General features: G+C 56.6%; 24 protein-coding genes and 1 riboswitch. Of the genes, 3 read left to right on the forward strand and 21 right to left on the reverse strand.

Annotated features, from left to right (window positions below):
- Positions 1–146: 146 nt before the first annotated feature.
- From ACO5Z0_RS06690 to clpB, 16 genes are all read right to left on the reverse strand, one after another.
- Positions 147–947, reverse strand: coding sequence for a hypothetical protein (locus ACO5Z0_RS06690; RefSeq protein ID WP_442672587.1), 801 nt, complete (start codon positions 945–947; stop codon positions 147–149).
- Between the two features lie 11 nt (positions 948–958).
- Complete coding sequence (locus ACO5Z0_RS06695; RefSeq protein ID WP_485649659.1) at positions 959–1,270, reverse strand: hypothetical protein; 312 nt, start codon at positions 1,268–1,270, stop codon at positions 959–961.
- A 340-nt stretch (positions 1,271–1,610) separates the two neighbouring features.
- The gene (secA, locus tag ACO5Z0_RS06700; protein WP_485649660.1) at positions 1,611–4,139 is read right to left on the reverse strand and encodes a preprotein translocase subunit SecA; all 2,529 of its coding nucleotides are present in this window, start codon (positions 4,137–4,139) and stop codon (positions 1,611–1,613) included.
- A gap of 124 nt (positions 4,140–4,263) precedes the next feature.
- The gene (locus tag ACO5Z0_RS06705; protein ID WP_442672585.1) at positions 4,264–5,172 is read right to left on the reverse strand and encodes a YitT family protein; all 909 of its coding nucleotides are present in this window, start codon (positions 5,170–5,172) and stop codon (positions 4,264–4,266) included.
- Complete coding sequence (locus ACO5Z0_RS06710; protein WP_485649661.1) at positions 5,145–5,831, reverse strand: hypothetical protein; 687 nt, start codon at positions 5,829–5,831, stop codon at positions 5,145–5,147. Before ACO5Z0_RS06710 ends, ACO5Z0_RS06705 begins: the two co-directional genes overlap by 28 nt.
- 139 nt (positions 5,832–5,970) lie before the next feature.
- Entirely contained in the window at positions 5,971–7,395 is a 1,425-nt protein-coding gene (locus ACO5Z0_RS06715; RefSeq protein WP_442672583.1) for a carbon starvation CstA family protein, read from the reverse strand.
- 246 nt (positions 7,396–7,641) lie between these two features.
- A complete protein-coding gene (truA, locus tag ACO5Z0_RS06720; protein ID WP_485649662.1) occupies positions 7,642–8,418 on the reverse strand; it encodes a tRNA pseudouridine(38-40) synthase TruA in 777 nt (258 codons plus the stop codon).
- A complete protein-coding gene (locus ACO5Z0_RS06725) occupies positions 8,415–9,221 on the reverse strand; it encodes an energy-coupling factor transporter transmembrane component T family protein (protein ID WP_485649663.1) in 807 nt (268 codons plus the stop codon). The genes truA and ACO5Z0_RS06725 overlap by 4 nt, the downstream gene beginning before the upstream one ends.
- On the reverse strand, positions 9,215–10,078 hold the full coding sequence (locus tag ACO5Z0_RS06730; RefSeq protein ID WP_485649664.1) for an energy-coupling factor transporter ATPase: 864 nt from the start codon (positions 10,076–10,078) through the stop codon (positions 9,215–9,217). Before ACO5Z0_RS06730 ends, ACO5Z0_RS06725 begins: the two co-directional genes overlap by 7 nt.
- On the reverse strand, positions 10,066–10,941 hold the full coding sequence (locus tag ACO5Z0_RS06735; RefSeq protein WP_485649665.1) for an energy-coupling factor transporter ATPase: 876 nt from the start codon (positions 10,939–10,941) through the stop codon (positions 10,066–10,068). The genes ACO5Z0_RS06730 and ACO5Z0_RS06735 overlap by 13 nt, the downstream gene beginning before the upstream one ends.
- Before the next feature lie 84 nt (positions 10,942–11,025).
- Positions 11,026–11,703 carry an ABC transporter ATP-binding protein gene (locus ACO5Z0_RS06740; RefSeq protein WP_485649666.1) on the reverse strand — a complete coding sequence of 226 codons (678 nt, stop codon included), beginning with the start codon at positions 11,701–11,703 and terminating at the stop codon, positions 11,026–11,028.
- A complete protein-coding gene (locus ACO5Z0_RS06745; RefSeq protein WP_485649667.1) occupies positions 11,703–12,893 on the reverse strand; it encodes an ABC transporter permease in 1,191 nt (396 codons plus the stop codon). The genes ACO5Z0_RS06740 and ACO5Z0_RS06745 overlap by 1 nt, the downstream gene beginning before the upstream one ends.
- A 2-nt stretch (positions 12,894–12,895) precedes the next feature.
- Entirely contained in the window at positions 12,896–13,306 is a 411-nt protein-coding gene (locus tag ACO5Z0_RS06750) for a DUF4418 family protein (RefSeq protein WP_485649668.1), read from the reverse strand.
- A 217-nt stretch (positions 13,307–13,523) separates the two neighbouring features.
- On the reverse strand, positions 13,524–14,870 hold the full coding sequence (locus tag ACO5Z0_RS06755; RefSeq protein ID WP_485649669.1) for an HD-GYP domain-containing protein: 1,347 nt from the start codon (positions 14,868–14,870) through the stop codon (positions 13,524–13,526).
- A 126-nt stretch (positions 14,871–14,996) separates the two neighbouring features.
- Positions 14,997–16,241, reverse strand: a complete 1,245-nt coding sequence (locus tag ACO5Z0_RS06760; RefSeq protein WP_485649670.1) for an HD-GYP domain-containing protein — start codon at positions 16,239–16,241, stop codon at positions 14,997–14,999.
- Positions 16,242–16,501: 260 nt separating this feature from the next.
- Positions 16,502–19,075, reverse strand: a complete 2,574-nt coding sequence (clpB, locus tag ACO5Z0_RS06765; protein WP_485649671.1) for an ATP-dependent chaperone ClpB — start codon at positions 19,073–19,075, stop codon at positions 16,502–16,504.
- Positions 19,076–19,295: 220 nt separating this feature from the next.
- Between clpB and ACO5Z0_RS06770 the strand changes: the two genes are divergently transcribed.
- Genes ACO5Z0_RS06770 through ACO5Z0_RS06780 form a run of 3 tightly spaced genes read left to right on the forward strand, consistent with a single transcriptional unit; the run spans position 19,296 to position 20,263 of the window.
- On the forward strand, positions 19,296–19,664 hold the full coding sequence (locus ACO5Z0_RS06770; RefSeq protein WP_485649672.1) for a type II toxin-antitoxin system RelE/ParE family toxin: 369 nt from the start codon (positions 19,296–19,298) through the stop codon (positions 19,662–19,664).
- Entirely contained in the window at positions 19,658–19,846 is a 189-nt protein-coding gene (locus ACO5Z0_RS06775; RefSeq protein ID WP_485649673.1) for an XRE family transcriptional regulator, read from the forward strand. The genes ACO5Z0_RS06770 and ACO5Z0_RS06775 overlap by 7 nt, the downstream gene beginning before the upstream one ends.
- A 24-nt stretch (positions 19,847–19,870) precedes the next feature.
- A complete protein-coding gene (locus tag ACO5Z0_RS06780; protein ID WP_485649674.1) occupies positions 19,871–20,263 on the forward strand; it encodes a hypothetical protein in 393 nt (130 codons plus the stop codon).
- Positions 20,264–20,327: 64 nt separating this feature from the next.
- On the opposite strand, the gene ACO5Z0_RS06785 is transcribed toward ACO5Z0_RS06780, so the two are convergent.
- The 5 genes from ACO5Z0_RS06785 to ACO5Z0_RS06805 all read right to left on the reverse strand — a co-directional run bounded on the left by ACO5Z0_RS06785 (position 20,328) and on the right by ACO5Z0_RS06805 (position 25,623).
- Positions 20,328–21,326, reverse strand: coding sequence for a sirohydrochlorin cobaltochelatase (locus tag ACO5Z0_RS06785; protein ID WP_485649675.1), 999 nt, complete (start codon positions 21,324–21,326; stop codon positions 20,328–20,330).
- Between the two features lie 380 nt (positions 21,327–21,706).
- Positions 21,707–21,884: riboswitch (cobalamin riboswitch) on the reverse strand.
- A gap of 105 nt (positions 21,885–21,989) precedes the next feature.
- The gene (locus tag ACO5Z0_RS06790; RefSeq protein WP_485649676.1) at positions 21,990–22,943 is read right to left on the reverse strand and encodes a serine O-acetyltransferase; all 954 of its coding nucleotides are present in this window, start codon (positions 22,941–22,943) and stop codon (positions 21,990–21,992) included.
- A gap of 69 nt (positions 22,944–23,012) precedes the next feature.
- Positions 23,013–23,753, reverse strand: a complete 741-nt coding sequence (locus tag ACO5Z0_RS06795) for an alpha/beta hydrolase-fold protein (protein ID WP_485649677.1) — start codon at positions 23,751–23,753, stop codon at positions 23,013–23,015.
- Between the two features lie 130 nt (positions 23,754–23,883).
- Entirely contained in the window at positions 23,884–24,273 is a 390-nt protein-coding gene (gene crcB, locus ACO5Z0_RS06800; RefSeq protein WP_485649678.1) for a fluoride efflux transporter CrcB, read from the reverse strand.
- A 3-nt stretch (positions 24,274–24,276) separates the two neighbouring features.
- The gene (locus ACO5Z0_RS06805) at positions 24,277–25,623 is read right to left on the reverse strand and encodes an MFS transporter (RefSeq protein WP_485649679.1); all 1,347 of its coding nucleotides are present in this window, start codon (positions 25,621–25,623) and stop codon (positions 24,277–24,279) included.
- Positions 25,624–25,642: the final 19 nt, after the last annotated feature.

The following is a 25,642-nucleotide window of genomic DNA, read 5'->3' on the forward strand; positions in this document are numbered from 1 at the left end:
CCCCGCCCCTGCGGGTATTTATATTTGTCTTTTAGCAATACCTTGCCTAATTGTAGCAGATTATCCACCATACGTCAAAAAGAAACCGCCCCCAAGGGGGCGGCTAAGCGGCGGCAAACCTGCCAACCATGCCAAACGAACCATATCTATCGCGAGGCCACGCTCGCGCCGACCGTTTCGGCTCTCGCCTGTACCTTCCGCGTGGCAGCAGCGACCTGCTCTTTGGTCAGCAGAATGCCCTTCGTCGAGGCGAAGACGACAGACGCGCTGTCTTGCTGCTGTATCGGAGCTGTTCCCGCCTTCGTCTCGTCCTTTGCCTGCTCCTTCATCTTCGCAACATCCTGCTCCGCTTCTTCTTTGCCTGCTGTCTGGCGCAGCTCCTTCTCCTTGACGGACCCCGCCTTGACCTCGTCCTTGGCATCTCCTATCAAGTCATCCACCATGCGCAACGCTTCCATATCGAACGCATCCATGGAGCGCGGCGTCTCGCCGACCGCCACCCCCTCCGCCTCTGCCGCACGCTTTTCCAGCGTCCGCTTAAGCTCGTAAAGCGACGAGAGCTTGTCCTCGGGCGAAAGCGCGATGACCTCGCTTTTCAGCTGCTCCTGCTCCTTTTTCATGGCGAGCTTGTCGTCCTCGGAAAGGTTTTCCTCCGCAAGGCTCTTCTCTATTTCACCCAAGCGATTTTTCATCGACTGTACGGTCTCTTTCCTGTCGTCCAGCTTCTCCAGCTCCGCCCGCGCACCTGTGGCTTCGCCGCTGCGCTCCAACAGTTTGGACGGCTCTTGCGCCGCCCTGCTCTTCTCGCGTGCCGCCGGGCTAAGCAGGACCTCTGCCGCCACCCCCAGATGCACCGCTGCGTGCTTCATCGCCTGCTGCGGCTGCCGTGCGCTGTAACCGTAGCTTCCCTGCCCCTGCACCCAAGGGCTTCGCTCTATCTTCATCATATTGCCCCCCATCACATATACAGTTCCATTATAACACAGGCATGGTTAAGAGTACTATACGCATCGCGAACTTCATCTTTTGAACCAAATCTCAAATCATTAAACACATCTGTCATTGCATTTCGCAAATTCTCAGAACCATCAATAACAATACGCCTGCCATGCTCATACTTGGCATGAGCCGCCCATGTATCTGGCGTATTCGTCGGATACCCACCACCCCAAGCCTGGTTTACATTATTCCTTATATAATGCACATCGACAGCATTATCTGATGCATCTACTGCATTACGAGTCGCATTACTAATTGAAACGCTCTCCATAATTCTCTCCTCCCATTCCAATCAAGTAGACCACTAATAATCCGACATACTAAGGAAACAAATCCTTTGCCTTTTTATCGAATGGTTTTTCAAATTGTTAAGGAAACGCTGATAAAATGAAGTCGCCCAGATTTGCGCAGATGCGCTGGTTCTATCGAGGAGACAAACCGCAGGCGTAGCGGTGCTACGTCGAGGATTTGTCGACGACGAGAGGACAGTGCAGATGCGTGAAGATGGGTGGCTGAATTTATCAGTGCTTCCTTAAGCCTTTAATTAAAAAATATTCCCAGCAACTGTAAAAAAGGCAGGCTATCTTGCGGCTCGCCTGCCTTTTCCCACACTATTGATTTCTGCCGCAGCAGTTCTTATACTTCTTGCCGCTGCCGCACGGGCACGGATCGTTGCGTCCGACGTCGCTCTTGTTGCGTGCGGGCTGCTTCTTCGCCTCGGCGGCGTCGGATTCGCCGCCGTGCGAGGCGCGCGCCGTCTGCAGACGGTCTTGGAGCTGCTGCTGCTCCTGCGTCACGATGCTCACGCGGTACATGAGCTTCGCGATATCGTTTTGAATCGAGGCTTCCATCGCTTCAAACATATCGAGCGCTTCGATCTTGTACTCGACGAGCGGATTCCTCTGCCCGTAAGCGCGCAGGTTGATGCCCTCGCGCAGCATGTCCATGCGGTCGAGATGTTCCATCCAGTGATTGTCAACGACGCGCAGCATGACGACCTTTTCCAGCTCGCGCATGTTCTCTTCGCCGAAGAGCTGTTCACGCGCCGCGTATGCTTCGTGCGCCGTCTTTCTGAGCGTTTCTTCCAACTCGTCGCGGCTCATCGCCTCCAGCTCTTCCTTCTTGAGCTTGCCCTCGGGCGCGTAGATCTTCTCCGCGTCCTCGACCAGCCCATCGAGCGTCCATTCCTCGGGATAGAGCTTCGCGTTCGCATATTGATCCATCTGGCTCTCGATGATCTTGTCGAGCATGAAGAAAATATTTTCCTTGAGATCCTCGCCCTTCAGGATCTTGCGGCGCTCCTTGTAGATGACCTCGCGCTGCTGATTCATGACGTCGTCGTACTCAAGGACGTGCTTTCTTATATCGAAGTTCCTCGCTTCGACCTTCTTCTGCGCACGCTCGATCGAGCGCGTGATCAGCTTGTGCTCGATCGGATCGTCCTCGTCCATGCCGAGACGATCCATGATCGACGCGATATTGTCCGACGCGAAAAGGCGCAGCAGATCGTCCTCCAGCGACAGGTAGAACTTCGACGTGCCACGGTCGCCCTGGCGACCGGCGCGGCCGCGCAGCTGGTTGTCGATGCGCCGCGACTCATGACGCTCCGTGCCGAGGATATAGAGACCGCCAAGATCCTGCACGCCGTCGCCGAGCTGGATGTCCGTGCCGCGTCCCGCCATGTTCGTCGCGATGGTCACGGCGCCCTTCTGTCCCGCGTCCTTGATGATCTCCGCTTCCTTCTCGTGGTACTTGGCATTCAAGACATTGTGCTCGACCCCGTGCTTCTTCAAGATCGCGCTGAGTTCTTCCGACTGCGTGATCGACGTCGTGCCAATGAGGATCGGCTGCCCCGTCTTATGAATCTCCTCGACTGCCCTGCCGACGGCGCGGTACTTCGCACGCTTCGTCTTGTAAATGGCGTCCGGCTCGTCGATGCGCTGCACGGGACGGTTCGTCGGTACGACGACGACGGGCAGCTTGTAGATCTTGAGGAACTCGTCCTCCTCGGTCTTCGCCGTGCCCGTCATACCGCCGAGCTTGTCGTACATGCGGAAATAATTCTGGAACGTGATCGACGCGAGCGTCTGGCTCTCGCGCTGAATCTTCACGCCCTCCTTCGCCTCGATCGCCTGATGCAGACCGTCCGAGTAACGACGGCCGACCATGAGACGACCTGTGAACTCATCGACGATGACGATCTCATCGTCACGCACGACGTAGTCGCGGTCACGCTTCATCAGCGCCTTGGCTCGCAGAGCCGCCGTGAAGCAGTGCGAAAGCTCCAGATTCTCGGGCGCGTAGAGGTTCTTGATACCGACGATGCGCTCCACCTTGAGGACGGCTTCATCGGACGGCGCGACGGTCTTTTGCTTCTCATCGAGCTTATAGTCCTCGCCTTCCTTGAGCTGGGCGACGGCGCGCGCCATGACAGCGTACATGTCCGTCGACTTCTGCCCGGGACCCGAGATGATGAGCGGCGTTCTCGCCTCATCGACGAGGATCGAGTCCACCTCATCGACGATGGCATAGTGCAGGTCACGCTGCACCATCTGCTGCGGATGAATCACCATGTTGTCGCGCAGATAGTCGAAGCCGAACTCATTATTCGTGCCGAATGTCACGTCAGACGCATAGGCGAGCTTTCTCTCAGGGAAGTCCATATCGTGCGCAATGAGACCGACTGACAGCCCCAAGAAGCGATAAACGCGTCCCATCCACTCACTGTCGCGGCGTGCGAGGTAGTCGTTGACCGTGACCATGTGCACGCCCTTGCCTTCGAGCGCGTTGAGGTAAACGGGCAGCGTCGCGACGAGCGTCTTGCCCTCGCCCGTGCGCATCTCGGCGATCTTCCCTTCGTGCAGGCAAATGCCGCCGATCATCTGCACATCAAAATGACGCATACCCAAGACGCGCCTTGAAGCCTCGCGCACGACAGCAAAGGCTTCGGGCAGCATATCGTCAAGGCTCTCGCCGTTTGCCAGGCGCTCCTTGAATTTTCCCGTATGCCCCGCGAGCGCATCGTCACTGAGGCTTTCAAGCGCCTTTTCACGGTCGTTGATCCCATCGACCATGCCGCGCATACGCTTGATTTCCTTTTCGTTGTTATCTCCCAAGAATCGCTTGATGAATCCGAGCAACCCGTATCACTCCTCGTGCCCACACCTTTCAGCGCAGGATAAAATAGAAAGGAAGCGTCAAACCGTTTCCAAAAAAACTGCGGAATAACCTATCTTATGATTCTAACAGACAATCGCGCATAAGTCAAAAAATCCTCTTGCTGCGCTCCTTGAGCATCGCCTTCAAGTGCATCCCAGGCATCGTAAAGCCCCTGCCCATGACCTCGTTCGCCGAAAGCACGATCATGAAAGCGTTCTTGTCGATGAGATTGGCGATGAGCTTGACCTTGCTAATCTGTGTGAGTGAGCAAACGAGAAAGAGCACGTTGCGCTCCTTGCGCGTAAAAGCGCCCTGCCCGTGCAGAAACGTCACGCCGCGCCCGACCTCGCAGATGATCGCCTCCGAAATCGGCTGCACATGGTCGGAGATGATGAGCACGACCTTGCGGCTGTTGAATCCCGCGACGACCCTGTCCGTCACGGCAGAGTTCATGAACATGCAGACGAGCGTATAGAGCGCGGGCATGATGCCGAAGAGTGCGGCGGCGACGAGCATGATGACGCAGTTAAACGCGAAGATCACGCTGCCCATATTCAAAGAGTAATATTTCTTCACGATGGCGGCGACGATGTCAAAGCCGCCCGAACTGCCGTTCATGCGAAAGATAATGCCGTAACCGACGCCGTTCAAAACACCGCCGAAGATCGCCGCAAGCATCGTATCCGGCACGGGCGCATAGGCGTTCAAAAAGCGCGTCGCGTCAACGCAGAAGGAAAAAAGGATCGTGCCGAAAGCGATGTCGAGCGTGTAGTCGCGGCCGAGCGTCTTGTACGCCGCCGCGAGAAGCGGCAGATTGTAGAGAAACATCTGCACGCCGATGGGAAGCGCGAAGAGATAGTAAAAAATCATCGCGATGCCCGCGACGCCGCCCGACAAAAGATGCGACGGCACGACGAAGAGGTTGATCGACGAGCTGCTGATAAGGCAGCCGAGCAGGATGCCGAGATAGCGAAAGACGCGGCTCTTCAAGGACAAACGCTTGATATGAAGCATCCAGGATTCTCCTTCCCGCTCCCGCCGCTCCAGCGAAGCGTCGGCGCTTCATCGTCGGCGAGTGCGCTCCGATCAATGTCCTTGCCGCCCATAGTGAGCGCATGAAGATCCATGTTCTCCCAGTCGCTTCGCTCTTCGTCCGTCAAAGCATCTGCCTCTGCTTCCGTCAGCGGCAGACTCGTCAAACGCCACGAGACGAGACTGCCGTCCGTCGGCTCTGCACCAAGGATGAGCCTTTGTCTCGGATCTTTCGGATTCTCGTATATGTAACAAACACCGCCGTCGAGAAACGCACGCGGCTTCTCGCCGAACGTCGTGCGAATCTTATACGCCGTCGCACCGTAACGCACGCCCGCACGCGCCGTATAGTCCTTATTCTTGACGCGCATATCCGCGACCTTGCCCGTATCGACGACGACGCCGACCTCATAGCCGCCGGGGAACGTATAATAACGCAGATGGATGTCCCAAACCATACGCTCCTTGTCGAAGTCGGGCTTGCCGAAAGCTGCAAGCATCTTCGTCTCCGCATCGCCGAGCGCTATGCCCTTGACCGTGAAATCCACAGGTTCCAAGCCGCCCTGCGCCCGCGCCGCCATCGGCAGCGCAAGAAAAAGCCCGATGAAGAACACCATCGTCAAGCCATGATAAAAACGCATTTTCCCACCGTCCTCTATCGTATGATACTGCACTGCATGAACCGCGCAAAAGTTTTTCCTTGATTCTATAACACACGCACAGGCTTGTCAAAAGAAAAACTCCTCAAGATTCCGCCTTGAGGAGTTTTTGCAGAACGGTTCATCCACGCCGCAGCACCGTCGTGCGCAGGAACAAAAACAAGAACAGCGCAGCCAGAGTGATGCCGACGGGATATGTGATGCTCGTCGCGAGACCGAATCCTTCCTTCGCCTGCAAGATGTACGTCATGGTGACCGCCGACATGAATGTCGCGGGAATCATGCCGATGAGGTAATAGAACTTGCCGCGGAACGTGCGGTAGAGATAGACGGAACCCGTCCACAGGACGATCATGGCAAGCGTCTGATTCGTCCATGAGAAGTACCGCCATATAATCGAGAAGTCAATCTGCGTGAGAAGCGCGCCGATGCCGAGGATCGGCAAAGCGAGCGCGAGCCGCTTGCCCGTCGTTTTCTGCTCAACGCCGAACCAATCGGCGATCGTCAGACGCGCCGAGCGAAACGCCGTATCGCCCGACGTGATCGGGCAGGCGACGACGCCGAGGAGCGCGAGCGCCGCACCGACGGGGCCGAGGAAGCCGACGCAGATGTCGTAGACCACGCCGCCGGGCCCCGCCGAAGCGAGAACAGCGCCGAGACCGCCCGTGCTCTCGTAGAAGGTCACGCCCGCTGCCGCCCAAACGAGCGCAATGAAACCCTCGGCGACCATCGCACCGTAAAACACGGGACGTGCGAGCCGCTCATCCTTCAGGCAGCGCGCCATCAAAGGCGACTGCGTGGAGTGAAAGCCCGAGACAGCGCCGCAGGCGACCGTGATGAACATCAGCGGCCAGATCGGCAGATCCGTCGGATGCAGATTCGCCATGACCATCTCGGGCATGACGTGACCGCCGACGCCCGCGAACATCGCACTCATGATGCCGAACGCCATGACGATCAGACAGATCCCGAAGATCGGATAGAAACGCGCGATCAGCGTGTCGATCGGCAGGAGCGTCGCGAGGAAGTAATAGCACAGGATGATGATGAGCCAGATCTTGATCGCGCCGATCGAACCGAGCGAGAGCAGCTTGCCGTCGATGAGCATCGCCGGTCCCGTCGCGAAGACTGTGCCGACGAGGACGAGCAAAACGACGGAAAAGATGCGCATGATGAAGAGCATCGTTTTGCCCATGTGATTGCCAACGACTTCCGATATGCTCTTGCCGTCCTCACGCAGCGAAATCATGCCTGACATATAATCGTGCACCCCGCCGGCAAAGATCGTGCCGAGAACGATCCAGAAGTAGACGCAGGGTCCCCAAAGAGCGCCCTGCAAGGCTCCGAAGATCGGACCGAGTCCGGCGATATTCAACAGCTGGATCATGAAGACTTTCCAAGTCGGCAGCGGGATGTAGTCCACGCCGTCGTTGTGCACCACTGCGGGTGTCGGCTTGTCTGTCGGCGCAAACATCACGTCAACGATCTTGCCATAGATGAGATAGCCCAGAATCAAAGCGAGCAATGCCACCAAGAATGTAACCATCGCAAATCACTCTCCTTCTGTCCGTCAGTCTATCGAGCCGCCGTGCCGCCCCTCCTCTCCTTCGTATAGGCAATATTCGGACGATTGACAAAATAACTCTGCTGCTTTCAATCTAAACCTTTTTCTCCCAGTTGTCAATCGTAATTTTCTGAAAAACCTTTGTAATTCCCCCTGTCGAGAAATTGCCTACGGCGAGAGCGCCGCGCAGATAGAGGAAGATGCGCGGCTGCATCTATCCGTATTCCTTCAATACTCCACACTTTCCAAAAACAGCCCGCAGGCGGGCGCAGTAGCTGCGGCGCACTTTCTGTCGCCGCCTTCGAGAATCGCGGCGAAATCCGCCGCCGTGCGCCGCCCTCTGCCGACGTCGACGAGCGTGCCGACGATGTTGCGCGCCATGTGGTAGAGGAAGCCGTTCGCATGAAAGACGAACTCGATCCTCTCGCCCTCGATTCGCCTGCCCTCGGCACGGTACATCGTGCGCACGGGCAGCATCGGCGCACCGCCCGCTGCGCGAAACGCCGAGAAGTCATGCTTGCCGATCATGTGCGCCGCCGCTTCGTTCATCGACGCAAGATCGAGCGGCGCACCGACGTACCAAGCGTAGCGCTCACTGAACGGATTCGGCGTCTCCCCCTCTTGTATGCGGTAGATATACGACTTGCTCTTTGCACTGTGGCGCGCAGAAAAGCTCCGCCCCTCTTCCCTCGCCGCTTTGACGACAATATCGGGCGGCAGGACGCTGTTCATCGCACGCACGATGCGCTCCGTCGGTATGCGCCCGTCCGTGAAGAAGTTCACGACCTGCCCCACGGCATGAACACCCGCATCGGTGCGGCCTGCGGCGGCAAGTTCGATGGTATCGCCAAAAACGAGTGTGAGCTTTTCTTCCAAGACGTTCTGCACGGCACGAATCGGCGGACTTTGCCGCTGAAAGCCGTGGTACCCCGTACCATCGTAGGCGACAGTCAGACAGATATTGCGCGCGCGCGCTTTCATCATCTCCTTGTGTTCACGCTTCATTTCAGCCCTCCGAAGTTCAGGACGGCAAGCGCTGCGATGAATGCCGCGCCGAAGCCATAAGCGACATAGTCAATGGAGCTGATGCGAAGCGCCTTCATCTGCGTGCGCCCGACGCCGCCGCGATAGCAGCGCGCTTCCATCGCCAGCGCGAGATCGTCGGCGCGGCGAAACGCCGAGATGAAGAGCGGCACAAGCACGGGCACGAAGCCCTTGACGCGCTCGATGACGCCGCCCTCCGTGAAGTCTGCACCACGCGCCTGCTGCGCTTTCATGATCTTATCGGCTTCCTCGATCAATGTCGGCACGAAGCGCAGCGCAATCGTCATCATCATGGCAATCTCGTGCGCGGGCACGCCGATGCGCTTTGCCGGCTGCATGAGCGTTTCGAGCGCATCGGTCAGAGCGAGCGGCGCGGTCGTATAGGTCAAAAGCGCCGAAAGCAGAATCAAGAGCGCCAAGCGCAGGGCGATAAAGAATCCCTTCGCCGCGCCCTGCCATGTAAGATCGAAGAGCCACAGATGAAAAAATGCGTCGCCCGGCGTACTCACGAGATGAATGATGAATGTAAACGCGATGATCCAAGAGAGCGGCTTCAAAGACTTGAGCATCAAGCGGAGCGGCACGCGGCTCACGGCGATCATCGCTGCGGTAAAAGCCGTCAGCGCTGCATAAGAGAGCGGCGAATCAAAGACAAAGATCGCTGCGAGAAAGAAAAAGAGCAGAACGATTTTCGTGCGCGGATCGAGACGATGCAAGAGCGAACTGCCCGGAAAGTACTGACCGAGCGTAATGTCCTTCAGCATGAGCCGCACCTCCCCAACGCCTCTTTGATACGCGCCGCGCCGTCTGCCGCATCGAAAGCGGCGGGATCGAGATCAAGCCCCTTTTCCCTGAGCTTATCCAAAAGCTCGACAATATGCGGCGGACGAAGCCCCGCCGCCGAGAGCTTTTCCTTCGCGGCAAAGACCTCATGCGGTGCGCCCTCGATCATCACGCGGCCTGCGTGCATGACGATGAGCCGATTCGCAAAACGCGCGATGTCGTCCATGTTGTGCGAGACGAGCACGATAGTCACGCCCTCCTTCTCGTGCAGCTCGCGCACCCGTGTCAAAAGCGCGTCGCTTGCACGCGGATCAAGCCCCGCCGTCGGCTCATCGAGTACGAGATAGCGCGGCTTGAGCGCCAATACGCCCGCGATCGCCACCCGCCGCCTTTGTCCGCCCGACAGAGCAAACGGCGAACGCGCACCATACACCTCGGCAGGAAGCCCGACGAAGTCGAGCGACGCCTTGACGCGCACTTCGACCTCCGCCGCCGAAAGCCCAAGCTGCAGAGGACCAAACGCCACATCCTTCTCCACGGTTTCCTCGAACAGCTGATGCTCCGGGTATTGGAACACCATGCCGACGCTTCGCCGCGCCCGCTTCGCCTCCGCCCCCTTTTTGCCGATGTCCGTACCATCGACGAGCACCTTGCCGCGATCCGGCTGCAAAAGTCCGTTCAAATGCTGCACGAGCGTCGATTTGCCGGAGCCTGTATGCCCGGCGAGCGCCGTGAAGCTGCCCTCTTCAATCGTCAGCGAAACATCCGCAAGAGCCTCGCGCTCAAACGGCGTGCCGCGCATATAGGTGTAGCTGATACTTTCCATCACGATGGACACAGCGCACTCACCAACTCCTCATCGGTCAAAAGATCCGCAGGCAGAGAAACGCCCGCCTCACGCAAAAGCGACGCCACCTCAACGGCAAGCGGCACGTCGAGACCACGCGCCTTCATGCCGCCGACGTCTTGAAACACCTCGCGCGGACTGCCTTCCGCCGCGATGCGTCCCTCTTCCATGACGACGACGCGGTCAGCGGCGGCCGCCTCTTCCATGAAATGTGTGATATAGACGACGGTGATGCCGTTCTCTCGATGAAGCCGCCGCACCGTTTCCAAAACATCCTGCCTGCCTATGGGATCGAGCATCGCCGTCGGCTCATCAAGCACGAGACAGCGCGTATTCATCGCCAGCGCACCCGCGATCGCCACGCGCTGCTTCTGTCCGCCCGACAGAAGGTGCGGCGCCGCCGTGCGATAGCGCTCCATGCCGACGGCGGTGAGCGCATCGCGCACGCGCATACGGATCTCCGCCGGCTCTATACCTAGATTCTCCGGACCGAAAGCGACGTCATCCTCGACGACAGCGGCAATGATCTGATTGTCAGGATTCTGAAACACCATGCTCACAAGCTGACGGATGCGCCAAAGATCCGCCGTTTCCTTCGTATCCAGCCCCGCGACCGTACATCGGCCCTCCGTCGGCAGAAGGAGCGCGTTGAAATGGCGTGCCAGCGTCGATTTGCCCGAACCGTTCGTACCGAGAACGGCGAGAAACTCCCCCTCATCGACGGAAAGCGACACATCCGAAAGCGCCCGATAAGCGTCCTCCTCCCCCGCATGGAAAACATGCGAAAGATGCTCGGCGCGAATGAACTCCGCCACGACAGCCTCCCCCTTCCTCAAGGCGCAAAAACATCGCATAGGGGACGCTTCCGCCCCCCATACTTTCTCATCAACAAAACAATCCTATTATACCCGATTTTAATTGTCAACTCAAATAAAATTTCAAGATGACAATTCTAACTTTCCGGCTTCCATGCGATAGAGGCGGTCAGCATAATCCGCCGCTTCGCGCTCATGCGTCACAACAAGGACAGCCCTGCCGTGCGCCGCCTCTTCGCGCAGCAGTGCAAAAACGAGACGCGTATTTTCATCATCGAGATCGCCCGTCGGCTCATCGAGCAGCAGGACGGCGGCATCGCGCACCAAGGCGCGGGCGAGCGTCAGGCGGCGCAGCTCGCCGCCCGACAACTCCGCCGGATCGGCGCTCTTCAGATGTGCGATACCGAGCCGCTCCATAAGCTGCAGCGCACGCGGCTCCGCCTCTCGCGCCACGCCATAGAGCGAGCACGGCAGCAAGATATTTTCCTGCACCGTCAAGCTTGAGAGCGCCATGAGCGTCTGCGGCGCAAGGCCGATCTTTCGGCTGCGCAGCTCTGTCAGTTCCGCCTCATCCAAACGATAAATGTCCGTATCATCCAAAAGTACGCGCCCCGTCCCCGGCGCCATAAGCCCCGCCAGCATCTTCAAAAGCGTGCTCTTGCCGCTGCCCGAGCGCCCCGTAACGGCGAAAAAATCACCGGCACGCAGAGAAAAATCCGTTTCCTCGACCGCCATGAAAAAGCCTTGCGGCGCACTCGGCCGCAAAAAATCCCGACTGATCTTTTCCGCTCGCAGCTCCATCACATATCCTCCCGCAGTATCACATCCATGCGCCGCACCGTCCAAAGAGCCGCCAAAGCAGCGGAAAGGACGGCGACGCAAAAAGCCCCCGCCGCCAAGAGCAAGATGTTCGAAGCGTCGGGCAAAAGATACGGCCGCGCGAAGCTGTCCTTCAAGAGCGCGGCAAACGGCAGCAGCACGAAAGCGCCCGCAAAGACGCCGCCTGCCGCACCGAAAGAAGCGATGATAAGAGCTTCGATGAGAGCGATGCGCGTGAGCATGGAGCGCCTTGCGCCGCTGATGAGAAGCACAGCGAACTCTCTGCGCCTTTCCGAAAACACCATCTGAAAGGCGAGCGCCAAAAGCCCGACGCACAGGAGCCAGACGAAAAAGAGAAGGACGCCGACCGTTCCCGTGACGCCGCCAAGCCCTGCCTCCACGCTTCGAACCATGCCGTGCGCAGGCTTCGCCGAAAGATCGGGATAGGCTGCGCCGATCGCCTCCGCTACAGCCTCGGAGCTGAAATCGGGCGCAGTCCTGATGAGCACGGCAGAGATCGCCTCCTCCGGCTCAATGCCCTGAAATGCGGCGAAGTCCAGCTCGGCAGCGCGTCTCATCATCGCGCGGATCGTCGTCATATTCATATAGACCGCCGTATCCATGCCCGTCCCCGTCGGACTCAAGCGCGCCACAACGCGGCACGGCGTATTGTAGAACTTCAGCGTCTTATCCTCGGGCACCGAGATGCCGCTGCCGACGACGATATCGCCGTCGCCGACGTCGTCGGCATAGCTCTCACGAATCCACGGCTGGATCGTAAAGTCCGTCGCCGGATCAAAGCCGATCAGCTGCACCGCGACGGAGCAGCAGCCGGCGTTTGCCGAAGTCAGAAAGAACTGCGGTGCAGCGCTTGCAACGCCGGGCAACGAAGAGAGCGCGACAAGGCGCGAAGCGTCCATGTAGAAATGGAGCGGACGTCCCTGCACAAGAACGCCTTCCAGACCGCCGTCTGCCTGCGCATCCTTGGGCAATACGAGAACATCCGCGCCCAAACGCGCCTGAAAACGAGTCAAGCCATTTTGCAGACTCAAGACGACGAGCGAGCCGCCGAAGAGCGTCAAAGAGAGCATCGCCGTCACCACCCCCAGCGCAACGGTGCGCGAGAAATTCCGACGGCAGTTCCGCACCGCCAGAAAGCGCGCGAACCCCATCGTCAATCCCCCTTCCGATAGACGTAAATATCCATACAGGCGAGCAAAATCATCACGACGGAGATCGCCCTTGCCGCAGGCTGCATCACCGTATGGCAGCGCATCGTCTCCATCATGCAGAGGTCGATCATCTGTCCGGGCAGGAAAAACGCCAACACCGCCGCCGGAATCATCGCCATCGCCAGCCCTGTTTTAATCGCAGCATGCCAAATCACAGCGTGCAGCAAAGCGATGGCAAAGAGCACGGCAGCGACGCCGAAAAGCGCCTCGCCCGCCCAATGGCACACCATCCATTTGCCGTCCGCCTGCTGTGCGCACGGCGCTAAAAACGTACGCATACCGATGAAGAACACGCCGCTTGCAAGCAAGAGCAGGACGTCCGTGATCTTGAGCCTCCATTTTTTCTTTTCCAAGCAAAACTCTCCTCTCCAAAGAAATACCGAAAGAAGCAACCTTTTCCAAAACAATTCTTTCTCCATCATAGCAAAGTCGATAATATTTTTCAAGAAAGCACGGGGAAAATAGCTGTGCCGACCGTTTATTTGATCGATAAGACAAGACGAACACATATAAAAATCCTCCGAACAGAACTTCATTTCCATTCAGAGGATGCTCATCAAAAACCGCACGTTATGAAATTTTTTCCTTATTCTCCACATCCGCACTCGGCAGCAGATACTCGACTTTGATGCTTATTGTGGTATTGAGATCAATAAAATCACCGTCGGTCGTCTGCACGACGGGAAGCGCTTTCATGCGCGTCTCGTCGATATAGACAATCTTCGCCACGGCGCCGTTCGAGAGTTTGACCCAGTTGCCGTTGAGCGTATGAGACATATTGCGTATAAAAACGACGCCATACTCCGCATCCAAACGATTCGCAACAAATTCGTCAGAAAGGACGGAAAAGACCTCAAAGGGGGAACGCCGTTTTGCGTAAAAGCGACGCGAAGCCATCGCATCGTATGTATCCAAGATGGCGAGGATACGCGCAAACTTGCAGATGCCTTCCTTCTTCATGCCCTGCGGATAGCCCGATCCGTCGTTGCGCTCATGATGCTGCAGCACGGCCTCGGTCACCTGCTTGTCGAGCTGCAGCGCCGACCGCGCGACGATGTCGTAGCCCAAGCGAGCATGTTTCTGCATGAGACGACGCTCCGCCGGCGTATAGAGTGCAATCTTCTTGAGGAAATTCGGTGCAAAGGCAGTATAACCGATGTCCATGAGAAACGCCGCCAAGATCAGCCGATGCCGCTCCTGCGCAGGCATCTTGAGCCACTGCCCCATAAGACCAGCGAGGACGGCAACGCGCATGACATGATGCAGCTGATATTCGCCGATCGTCTCCATGTTGTAAACATGTGACACGGCCTTCCCGCTGCTCGAAAGCGGCGCAAAGTTTCTCGCCGCCGTCTCCGCCTCTGTGATATTGATACGTCCATACGCCCGCACCGAGCTGAAAAACCCCTGCAGTTCCTCGAAGCATTCTTCGTATTGTTCGATGAACGCCGCCTCAAGCGACGAAGTCTCACGCAGGACGATGCCGGATTTCGAAACAGGCTTCTCCAGCGCATCCGGCGTCTTCTCCTTCTCCGGCTCGGCTTTTGCTGCAGACGCTCTCCCCGCACGCTCCTCAATCTTCGCGAGCGCCGCCTGTTTGTCAGCTTCCGCTGCCGCCAGCACAGCCGCTGCCGTCTGCTCCTGCACTCTTCGCCACACAGCCGCCGCATCGTCATCGATCTGCGGCGTCTTTGCAGCGGGCGTCGCTTCTGCAGCAGGCTTTTCTGCAGCTGCAGGCTCTTCCTCATCAGGCAGCAGGATTCGAACAAAGACAATCCCCCGCTGGTCAAGATATTCAATGCGCTGCTCATCAAGCACCGTACCTTCGCCCAAGAGGACGGACATATCGTCCGAATATACCGTCCGCCCGATGACCATGCCTGCCTCCAGTTCATCAACCGGATACTTCTTCAACATCAACTTGCACTCCTTGCAGGATAAACCATCCGTTTCCTAAATATCCATCTGCTTTGAATTATACCATGAATCCACCCCGTATGCTACATTTTTCAATCGGCAGACATCCGGCGGCAAGCAGAAAGATCAATGCGTCATTTCCCGCCCCGTGAGCAAGGCATCTACGCGTATGGTTCGCAGCGTATTGAGATCGATGAAAGCGCCGTCCAGCGTCTGCACAATCGGCAGCGCATTGAGGCGCGAGTCGTCAATATAGACGATCTTGCCCGTCTCACCGTTCGTAAGTCTGACCCAGTTGCCATTCAGCGAGTTGCAGATATTGCGGATGAACGGCAGACCATAGCCCGCATCCAAACGATCGGCAATGATGTCGTCGGACAGTATTTCAAATACATCAAAAGGCGAACGCTGCTTCGCGTAAGCACGCTTCGACGCCATAGCGTCATAAATGTCAAGTATCGCAAGGATGCGTGCAAAGTCGCAGATCTGTTCCTTTCGCAAGCCCTCGGGATAACCCGAGCCGTCGTTCCTCTCATGGTGCTGAAGAATCGCTCCCAAGATCTGTGCGTCCGTTCCAAACGGCGAGTTCGCCACAAGTGCATAACCAAGACGCGCATGCTTCTGCATGAGCACGCGATCCTTCTTCGTATAGCATCCCGCTTTTTTGAGAAATCCTGTCGCGATGCGTGTAGAACCGATATCCAAAAGAACCGCCGCAATGACGAGGCGCAGCTGATCGCGGCGCTGCATCTTAAGCCATTGCCCCATAAGACCTGCAAGAATGGCGACTCGCGCACTGTGATGAATCGAATAGTCGCCCTGCGTCTCCATATTGTAAATATGCGTGATCGCCTTGGCGCTTGAGCACAGCGGCAAAATCTGCTGCGCGAGCATTTTCGCCGCCTGCGCGTCGATGTGGCCGCTCGTGCGCGTCATCTCGTAAAACATCGAGAGATTGAGATAGAGATCATCGTACTGCCGCACATAGGCGGCTTCGAGCGAAGCGTCTTTTTGCGGTGCAATGCCGGTCTTTACCATCGACTGAACGCTTCTCGGGCGAATCACGGAACGAGTATCAACGGTATCCGCCACTTCCTGCATAAATTCCGCCAAGGCTGCATCCCTCTCGGGAGAGGCGGCTTCCGGCACGATATTCAGCATGGAAACAACCGGCTCCATCCGGCTTGCGTCCAAACGATCCACCGATTTCGGCGCAGCGCCCGCCAGAGCCGCCTTGACTGCGGCATCCTTCGGTGCAGGCGGCGCTGCCATGACATCCTGCCGAACATGCACAAAACTGACGTCTCTGCCCTCCAGAGAATCGATCATCTGACGGTCGAGTACCGTTCCTTCCGCCAGAATAACCGTCATGTCCTCTTCATAAATTCCTCTTCCAATAACCATTCCTTCCTGCAACTGACTTACTGGATACTTCTTGAGTTTCACAGTATTCCCACTCCTTCTCCACAACCCATTAGTTTGTTTGTCCTATTATAACATCACTTAGGACTAAATACCATAGAAATGAGGATTTCTCATCATTTTCTTATAAAAAAGATGAGAGACATTTGTCTCCCATCTTTTCATCTATGGATCTGCATCATCACATCTGCATGACTGCCGCCGTTCGTTCAAAGCGTCTTGAACGTAACCTCGCCGTTTTCCGCGCCAATCTCGACTGTATCTCCTTCCTTTGCCTCGCCCTTGATGATCTCCTTCGACAGAGCCGTTTCCACCTTGTGCGAAATCAGACGGCGCAGCGGACGCGCGCCGAAATTCGGCTCGAAACCTTGGTTCGCCAAAAGCTCCAAGGCGTCCTCCGTCCACGAGAGCGTGATGCCCACTTGGCGCCGGAGACGCTTGGAAAGGCTCTCCAACAAGAGCTTGGCGATCGCCTTGACCTGCTCGCGTGCGAGCCCCTTGAACACGACGATGTCGTCGACGCGGTTCAAAAACTCGGGACGGAAGTACTCTTTCAGAAGCTCCTTGACCGCCGCCTGCGCTTCCTCGAAGTCCTTGTTCAAGATCTCGTGCGATCCGAGGTTGCTCGTCATGATGATGACGGTGTTCTTGAAGTTCACGACACGCCCCTTGCCATCCGTCAAGCGACCATCGTCCAAAATCTGCAAAAGCACATTAAATACGTCGCGATGCGCCTTTTCGATCTCGTCGAGCAGGATGACGCTGTAGGGGCGACGGCGCACGGCTTCCGTGAGCTGTCCGCCCTCCTCGTAGCCAACGTAGCCCGGAGGCGCTCCGATGAGCCTCGCGACGGAATGCTTCTCCATGTACTCCGACATGTCGATGCGGATCATGCTGCGCTCATCGTCAAACAACGACTCTGCCAACGTCTTGGCAAGCTCCGTCTTGCCGACGCCCGTCGGGCCGAGGAAGATGAACGAGCCGATCGGGCGGTTCGGATCCTTGATGCCTGCACGCGCCCGCAGGATCGCTTCGCTGACGACGCGCACGGCTTCGTCCTGCCCAACGACGCGCTCATGCAGCACATCTTCGAGGCGCAGGAGCTTCTCGCGCTCGCCCGTGAGCATCTTCGAGACGGGAATGCCCGTCCAGCGGCTCACAACCTCGGCGATGTCCTCCTCGCCGACCTCTTCCTTGAGCAAATGATCGTCCGTCGCCTTCTTCGCCAAGGCATCTTCCTCTTCTTTGAGCTGCTTTTCCAAGGTCGGCAGTTTGCCATAACGCAGTTCGGACAAACGGTTCAAGTCATAGTTACGCTCGGCAAGCTCCATCTCATTTTTGGTTTGGTCAATCTCCTTCTTGACGGCACGCACGCGCAAGATCGCCTGCTTTTCTGCCTCCCACTTGTCCTTGAGCGCCTTTTCCTTCTGCTGCAGCGTCTCCTTCTCCTCGGTCACATGCGCGAGCTTTTCCTTCGAAGCGTCGTCCGTCTCCTTCTTCAGCGCCTGCTCGGCGATTTCCAGCTGCATGATCTTACGGCGCACCTCATCCAACGGCTGCGGCATCGACTCGATCTCCGTGCGCAGCTTCGCCGCCGCTTCATCGACGAGATCAATCGCCTTGTCGGGCAGGAACCTGTCCGAAATGTAGCGATCGGAAAGCGTCGCCGCCGCCAAGAGCGCATTGTCACGGATGCGCACGCCATGATGCACCTCGTAACGCTCCTTGATGCCGCGCAAAATCGAGATCGTATCCTCAACCGTCGGCTCGCTGACCATGACGGGTTGGAAACGGCGCTCAAGAGCCGCATCTTTCTCGATATACTTGCGGTACTCGCTCAAGGTCGTCGCACCGATGCAGCGCAGCTCGCCGCGTGCAAGCATCGGCTTCAAGAGATTGCCTGCGTCCATCGCGCCCTCAGCTGCGCCCGCGCCGACGACCGTATGCACTTCATCGATGAAAAGCAAGATCTGCCCATCCGACTTCGCGATCTCGTTCAAAACCGCCTTCAACCGCTCCTCGAACTCCCCGCGGAACTTCGCGCCTGCGACGAGCGATCCCATGTCGAGCGAATAGAGCGTCTTATTCTTCAAAGATTCCGGCACGTCGCCCGCGACGATGCGGCGTGCAAGCCCCTCGACAATCGCCGTCTTGCCGACGCCCGGCTCGCCGATGAGCACGGGGTTGTTCTTCGTGCGGCGCGTCAAGATCTCAATCGTGCGGCGAATCTCCTCGTCGCGCCCGATCACGGGATCAATCTTGCCCTTCTTCGCTGCATCCGTGAGGTCGCGCCCGTACTTTTCGAGTGACTTGTAGCCATCCTCGGGATTGCCGCTCGTGACGTTCTCTTTGCGGTTCTTCTTGACAGCATTCATGACGCTGCTCTTCGTCAGACCGAACTGGCGGCAGATCTCCTGCACCTCGCTGCTGCCGTCAGCGGCAACGCCGAGCAGCAGATGCTCCGTGCTGATATACTCGTCCTTCATGCTCTTGGCGTATTCCTGCGCCCTGCCGATGACGCGCACCATGTCCATGCCCATCGTCAGACGATCCTGCCCCTTGACACTCGGCAGCTTGCTGAGCTCTTGTTCCAGCCGCGCACGTAGCATCGCCGGATCCGTACCGCAGTCCTCGAAGATCGTTGCAAGCAGTCCCTCCGGCTCCTGCGCGAGTGCATAGAGCAAATGCGCCGACGTGATCTCCTGCTGATAGCGCATAGCCGCCGCCTGCTGTGCCGTCTGCATCGCCGCCAAGGCTTTCTCCGTATATCTTTCTTCTCCCATGATGATTTCCTCCTATATATCAATGACGATTCCCTAAGAAACAACAAGGCTCCTTTCACCTCGCCTTGTTATTTCTTATTATAACGCAAAAAGTCAAAAAGTCAAATACTATTTTTGACTTTTTGACTAATCATTTTGACAGCAAGAGCGTCGTTATACTTTATGTGGACGGCAGTTTATGGTATAGTAAAGACAGGAATGACACTTTCAAAGCAATTCCATGAGGACAGAGGATTCGACAATGAATGTTATATTTTATCAAAAACCTGATGGTTCTTACCCCGTCACAGATTTTCTAGACAGTTTAGACAATAAAATGCGAGCCAAGGTCATCCGTTCATTAAAACTGCTCGAAGCAAAAGGATACCTGCTGCGTGCTCCCGATTCAAAAGAGCTTACGGATGGCATCATGGAACTTCGCACCACATTTGCTGGCAACATATCGCGAGTCCTCTACTTTTTCATCGTCGGCAATACTGCCATTGTAACAAACGGATTCATAAAAAAAACGCAAAAGACCCCTATTGAAGAAATCGAACGTGCCAAAGCATATCGTCTTGACTACCAGAGGAGGAATCTATCATGTTAACTTTGAACGACTACCTTGAAGAACAACTCAAAGACCCTGTATTCAAGCGTGAATACGATGCGCTTGAAGGCTGGTATCAGGAGCAGCTTGCCCAGCAGGACGCACCCGCCCATACCGAAAAGCCAGCGGCTTCGAAAGCCCCGCACCCACCGCGCAAGAGCCGAACTGTTATTCCCGTATAGTCCGAACACACGCGAGGAATCTATATGCTAAACACGCTTCTCCTCATAACCCTCGGTCTCCTCACCGCCCTCTTCATTCTGCAGATGCGCCGCTCGCTCAAGCGTTCAACGCTCGTCAACTCGCTCATCAACGAGTACATCGACCATCTCGACGACCCTGCGCTCATCGACACGATCTATGCCTACTGCACATCGGACTGGCGGCTGCAGCGCATCATGAAGAGATACGATGGCACACGCACAGACATTGAGATGCTTTTCCAAAAGCTCCTCGTCTGGGCGAATTTCAGAAAGGGACGACGCTTCGTCCCCATCTCCGCCTTCTTCTTTGCCGGCTCTCTTACCTATCTGCTGCGGAACAAAGATGCCGAACCGAAGAAACTCGCGATGAAGATGATGAATTTCTTCCATATTTGACAAGAACGCCGCTTGGAATTTCCAAGCGGCGTTCTCTATTAAAAGGAGATGTATCTTCGTTTTCTTATTTGGCTTGGAGCATATCCCACGCTTCATTCGCACGATCGACGAAGAGACCGCGGATCAGCCCATTCTCACCAATGCCATGAATGTAGGTGTTGACCTTGAAGCCCTCTTTCATGAGGATGGACTTGTGCGAATCCGGCTCATCACCCGCCATGTCGTTGTTCGCATGATCGCCGGCAACCATCATCAGCGGCATGAGCGTGACAGACTTGATGCCCTTCGCCTTAAGCTCAGGAATGATATCCTCAAGACCCGGCCAGCCCTCGACCGTATAGATGTAGGTGTTCTTGAGCTGCATACGGTTGATGCCCGACTGAATGACGCTGTAGTAGGCATTTGCCGGATGCGGCGTGCCGTGCGCCATGATGAGGATGGCTTCGTCGTTAGCGACCTCAGGGAACTGCGTCGACAGCGCCGAGAGAGCCTCCTTGACATCGTCGCGCTGCTCTTCCTGACCCTGCCAGTAGATAAGCGACGTGCCGAGCGTCATCCTCTTGAAACTGTCCTTGTACTCGTTGAAAATCGCCTTGTCATAGGCATACTCCATACCCGGAACAACATCAAGCGAGCACAGCGCAATGCGCGTATAGCCGTCCTTCTTGAGCTGCTTCAGCGCTGCTTCCGGCGTCGGAATATCAAGCCCCTCTTTCGCCTTGATACGATCCACGATGATATGCGAAGTGAACGCCAACTCGACCTTTACATTCGGATGAGCCGCCTGAATCGCCTTGACCGTCGCTTCGATCGTCTTCTCACGCGAATCCTTGAAAGTCGTGCCGAAACTCATGACGAGGATGGCATCCTTGTTCGGGAGATTCTGCATCTTGGGGTTATCGTACTTCAAAGCGCCGATCTCCGATGCCTCAAGGAGCGCAGGCGTCGCATCCGTGACTTCAGGATTCAGCATGTAAGCAGCGTCCACGGACGGCGTGCCGAAAGCAAACACAGCGCCGCAAGCCAGCGACATAGCCAGCATCTTCTTGAAATTCTTCTTCATTCACTATCTCTCCTTTGAAACGTAAGAAATAAACACATCGGGAAACAACCCGCAAAAGGTGTTCCCCGAAAAATTATGGCAAGCTTTGCACTCGATGTCAAGTCGTCCGAGCGAAAGCCGGTCTTGAAAAAGGAAGCTCCGAGTCTCCACACTCGGAGCCGCTGCAGAGCAGCGAAAAGAGAACTGGATCGGAAATAATATATGAGCAATGCTTTCCCCTGTAGCCCAAGCCGCAGGGAAAACTCTCCGCCGAAATGGATCCCCTTTGCCCGCGATGGGAAAGGGGTTTCGGAGGGGAGGCACTACAAAAGAAAACCCGGCCTTCAGCCGGGATTCATTGCGTTGCGCAATAATCCCCTTCCCCATCACTCGCAGGTCAAACGGTGATTGTCAGCTAGGCAGTTCTCCTGGCTTCAGGTCATCGCTCCTCTGCGCCTTCCCAAGGAAAACTCCCCAGTGACATCATGCAGATTCGCTCGCTGTTACAGTGGCGGGACCGCTCCGGCATTGACCGGATTCCCTATTAAGTCTTGCGACACCTAACCCAATCGATATGAAGTTTTTATGTTCTCATGAACTTCATGTATTATGGTAGCACTATGTGCGCCCCTTGTCAACACCTTTTATAAAAAACACAAAATACAAAATGTCAGCAACAGAAAATTATATCACATAAAACCACGGAGCTTCTCCCTCGAAATCAACCTGCTCCAATTCATCGCGCGACTTGTCGTAGCGCAGTTCCTGATTCTTCACGCTGATCTGCGTGCCGGGCGCGACCGACTTCGTGATGAACGCGTTGCCGCCGATGATTGCGCCCTTGCCGATGACGGTCTTGCCGCCGAGGATCGATGCGCCCGAATAAATCGTCACATAATCCTCAATCGTCGGATGACGCTTCTTGTCCTTCAGGGAGCGTCCGCCCTTCGTCGAAAGCGCCCCCAAGGTCACGCCCTGATATATCTTCACATGCTCGCCGATCTCCGTTGTTTCGCCGATGACGACGCCCGTCGCGTGGTCGATGAAGAAACTCCTGCCGATCGTCGCGCCCGGATGGATGTCAACGCCCGTACAGTTGTGCGCGTGCTCCGACATGATACGCGGGATGACAGGTACGCCGAGCACATGCAGTTCATGCGCGAGACGATGCACGCAGATCGCATAAAGTCCCGGATAGGAGTAGATGATCTCGGCTTCACTCGACGCCGCAGGATCACCTTCAAAAGCCGCGCGGACGTCAAGCTCGATGTAGGCGCGGAGCTTCGGAATAGCACGGAAAAAGGCAAGCGTGATCTCCTGCGCACGGTCGGCAAGCTCTCCCTCCGAGTGCAGCTTTGCACATGTGCAGGGCAGCGCGATGGCAATCTGCTTATTCAGAAGGTACGCCACATCTTCCATGAGCATCGTCATATTGGTTTCGACACTGTAAACGCGGTAATGCGCATCCTTAAAATAGCCCGGAAAGACGATGCGCACGAGCTTATCAAGGATGTCGATGACCGCCCTCTTATCCGGACGGCAGAACACATCCATCTTGTCAATGATGCGATCCGTCTTGTAGTCGGCAAGAATGTCGTGAATGATGCCGTGCAGGTTCTCTGCTATAATTTCCGCCATTTCCTCACTTCGCTTTCTTTGCAGAACGACGGCGTGGAGCCGCCTTTTCATTTTTATGAAATATGCCTGTCATTCGGCGAGTACATAGGGCAGGAAGTACACGAGCTGCTTCTTCCACCAAGCCCAGCCATAGTCTACGTCGTGACCCCAAAAGTCAATCCATGCCTTGACGCCCCGATCACGCAGCACTGTGCGCAGGAGATCCGTCGTGCGGCGCGGCTCATCAAGTCCCTGCCCCTGCCCCGTACAAAAGACGAGCTTTCTCGCATTGTAAATCTCGATATAAGGATGTTCATTCGCCATATTGGGCAAAAAATCGAGCGGCGAATTATCGTAGAGACGCCAATTCAGCCAGCCGTCAAAAAAAGTCTTTGCGTCATAAGAGCCGGCGAGTGAGATCAGCCCCGAGAAGAGGTCGGGGCGGCGCAAAAAGAGGATCGCCGCATGTGTGCCGCCGAAGCCGCAGCCAATGCAAATCGGCAGATGATCCCAACTGCCCAGAGAACGAACGAACGGCACGACTTCCTCAGAAATATATTCATAATACGTTTCCTGCCGGTTGGCACGCCAATCGCGGTCGCCGTCGCTGAACCAACTTTCGCCGTCGATCGTATCGACCGCCACGAGGCGCATTCTCTGCCCGTCGATCCAACGCGCCAGAGTCTCTGTCACGCCTGCTTTTTCATACGCATCGGAGAGCATTTGCTGCGGCGGAAAAGCGAGCACAGGCACACCGCCGTTCCCGTATGTACGAACACGCATTTCCTTTTGCAGCCGTTCGCTGTACCAGCAATCCAGTCTCGTTTCCATTATGCAGTTCCCTCCTCTTTCTAATCTAATTTTATATCTATATCATAACTATACTATACAAATCCTTCCATGACAAGAAGAAACGACTGCCGCAGGATCTTGCAGCAGCCGTTTCTCACACTACATCAAACTAGAGTATGGCACGTACGAGAGAAATACCCGCCCACGCCGCCGTTATGCCGAGAGCAACGCTCATGAAGATATTCGCCAACGCCGAAAGCGTATGCGGCTCCTGCAGCAAATTCATCGTTTCCATGCTGAACGACGAAAAGGTCGTGAAACCGCCGAGAAAGCCGACGCCGAGCAGCAAGCGCAAGTTCTCCGGCAAATATTTATCGCCAAAAGGAAAAAGCGGCAAAAGCCCCATGAGCACGCCCATAAGGAAGCTGCCCGACACGTTGACAAAGAGCGTGCCGTAAGGAAATGCTGTCCCGAAGCGCACGGCGAGGAGCGAGGTCGCCAAATAGCGGCAGACGGCGCCCATGCCGCCGCCCAAAAAGACGAAGATATACTGCGCCATCGCTCATGCTCCATGCGCCTCGCGGACGTCTGCGAGATCTTCGAGCGTCTTTTGCTTGCTTTCCTTGCCGCAGGCGATGACGACGATCGAGATCAGCACGAATACGGAAGCAAACAGAGCGAAGATCGTCTCAATGCCGACGGAGCCGGCGAGCAGCACGCCGACGAGCATCGGCGCAATCATGCCGCCGATGCGTCCAAAGCCCGCCGCCCAGCCGCTGCCGAGCGCACGCATCGCCGTCGGGTACTGCTCGGGCGTGTAGGTGTAGATGACGCCCCATGCGCCGAGGTTGAAGAAGCTCATGCCCGCGCCCCAGGCGAGAAGCGCCGACGACGATTCGGCAGCGCCGAAGAAGTAGCTGCAAACGCCCGACAAGAGCAGAAAAGCAGACAACGTATACTTGCGCCCGATGACCTCGACGAGCCACGCGGCAGCAAGATAGCCGGGCAGCTGCGCGAGCGTCATCATCAGCACATACTCGAAGGTCTTGACGACGGCGAACCCCTGTGCGTAGACGAGCGACGGCAGCCACATGAAGATGCCGTAGTAGCTGAAGACGATGCCGAACCACGTCAGCCAAAGCATCGCCGTGCGCAGACGGAAGCCCTTTTGCCACAGAGCGGCAAATCCCGTCTCTCTGGCGCTTTCCCGCGGCAATAGTTCATCTGCCGTAAACGGACGGTTCGCAAGACCGAGCTTTTCCTCCAGCTTGCAGACGATTTCCTTCGCCTCCTCGACATGCCCCTTCGCGAGCAGGTAGCGGACGGATTCGGGCAGGTGCAGGCGGATGAGGAACACATAGAGCGCGGGCAAAGCGCCGAGAAGGAACGCGAGCTTCCAGCCGAATGTCGGAATGAAGAGATACGAGATGCAGGCGGCGACGAGCCAGCCGACGCCCCAGAAGCTCTCAAGAAGGACGATGAAACGTCCGCGCAGCCGCGTCGGCGCATACTCAGTCATGAGCGTGACGGCGACGGGCAGTTCGCCGCCGAGGCCGAAGCCGACGAGGAAACGGAAGACGAGCAGCGATTCATAGCTCCAAGCCAGCGCGCAAAGTCCCGTCGATACACTGTAGAGCAGAACCGTCGCAGTGAAGACCTTCTTGCGCCCCCAGCGATCGGCAAGCGAACCCGCCACGACCGCCCCGAGCGCCATACCGATGAGTCCCACAGAGCCGATCCAGCCCGCCTGCGCGGGACTCAGCCCCCAATCCTTGACCAAGAGCGGCAGAACGAAGGCGATCAGGCCTGTATCCATCGCATCAAAGAGCCAACCCAAACCCGTGACGAGAAGCATCTTGTAGTGAAAAGAGCCAACGGGCAATTCTTCCAAACGACGCAGCATAAACATCCACTTCCTTTGAAAATAA

The organism is Selenomonas sp. (assembly GCF_057272215.1).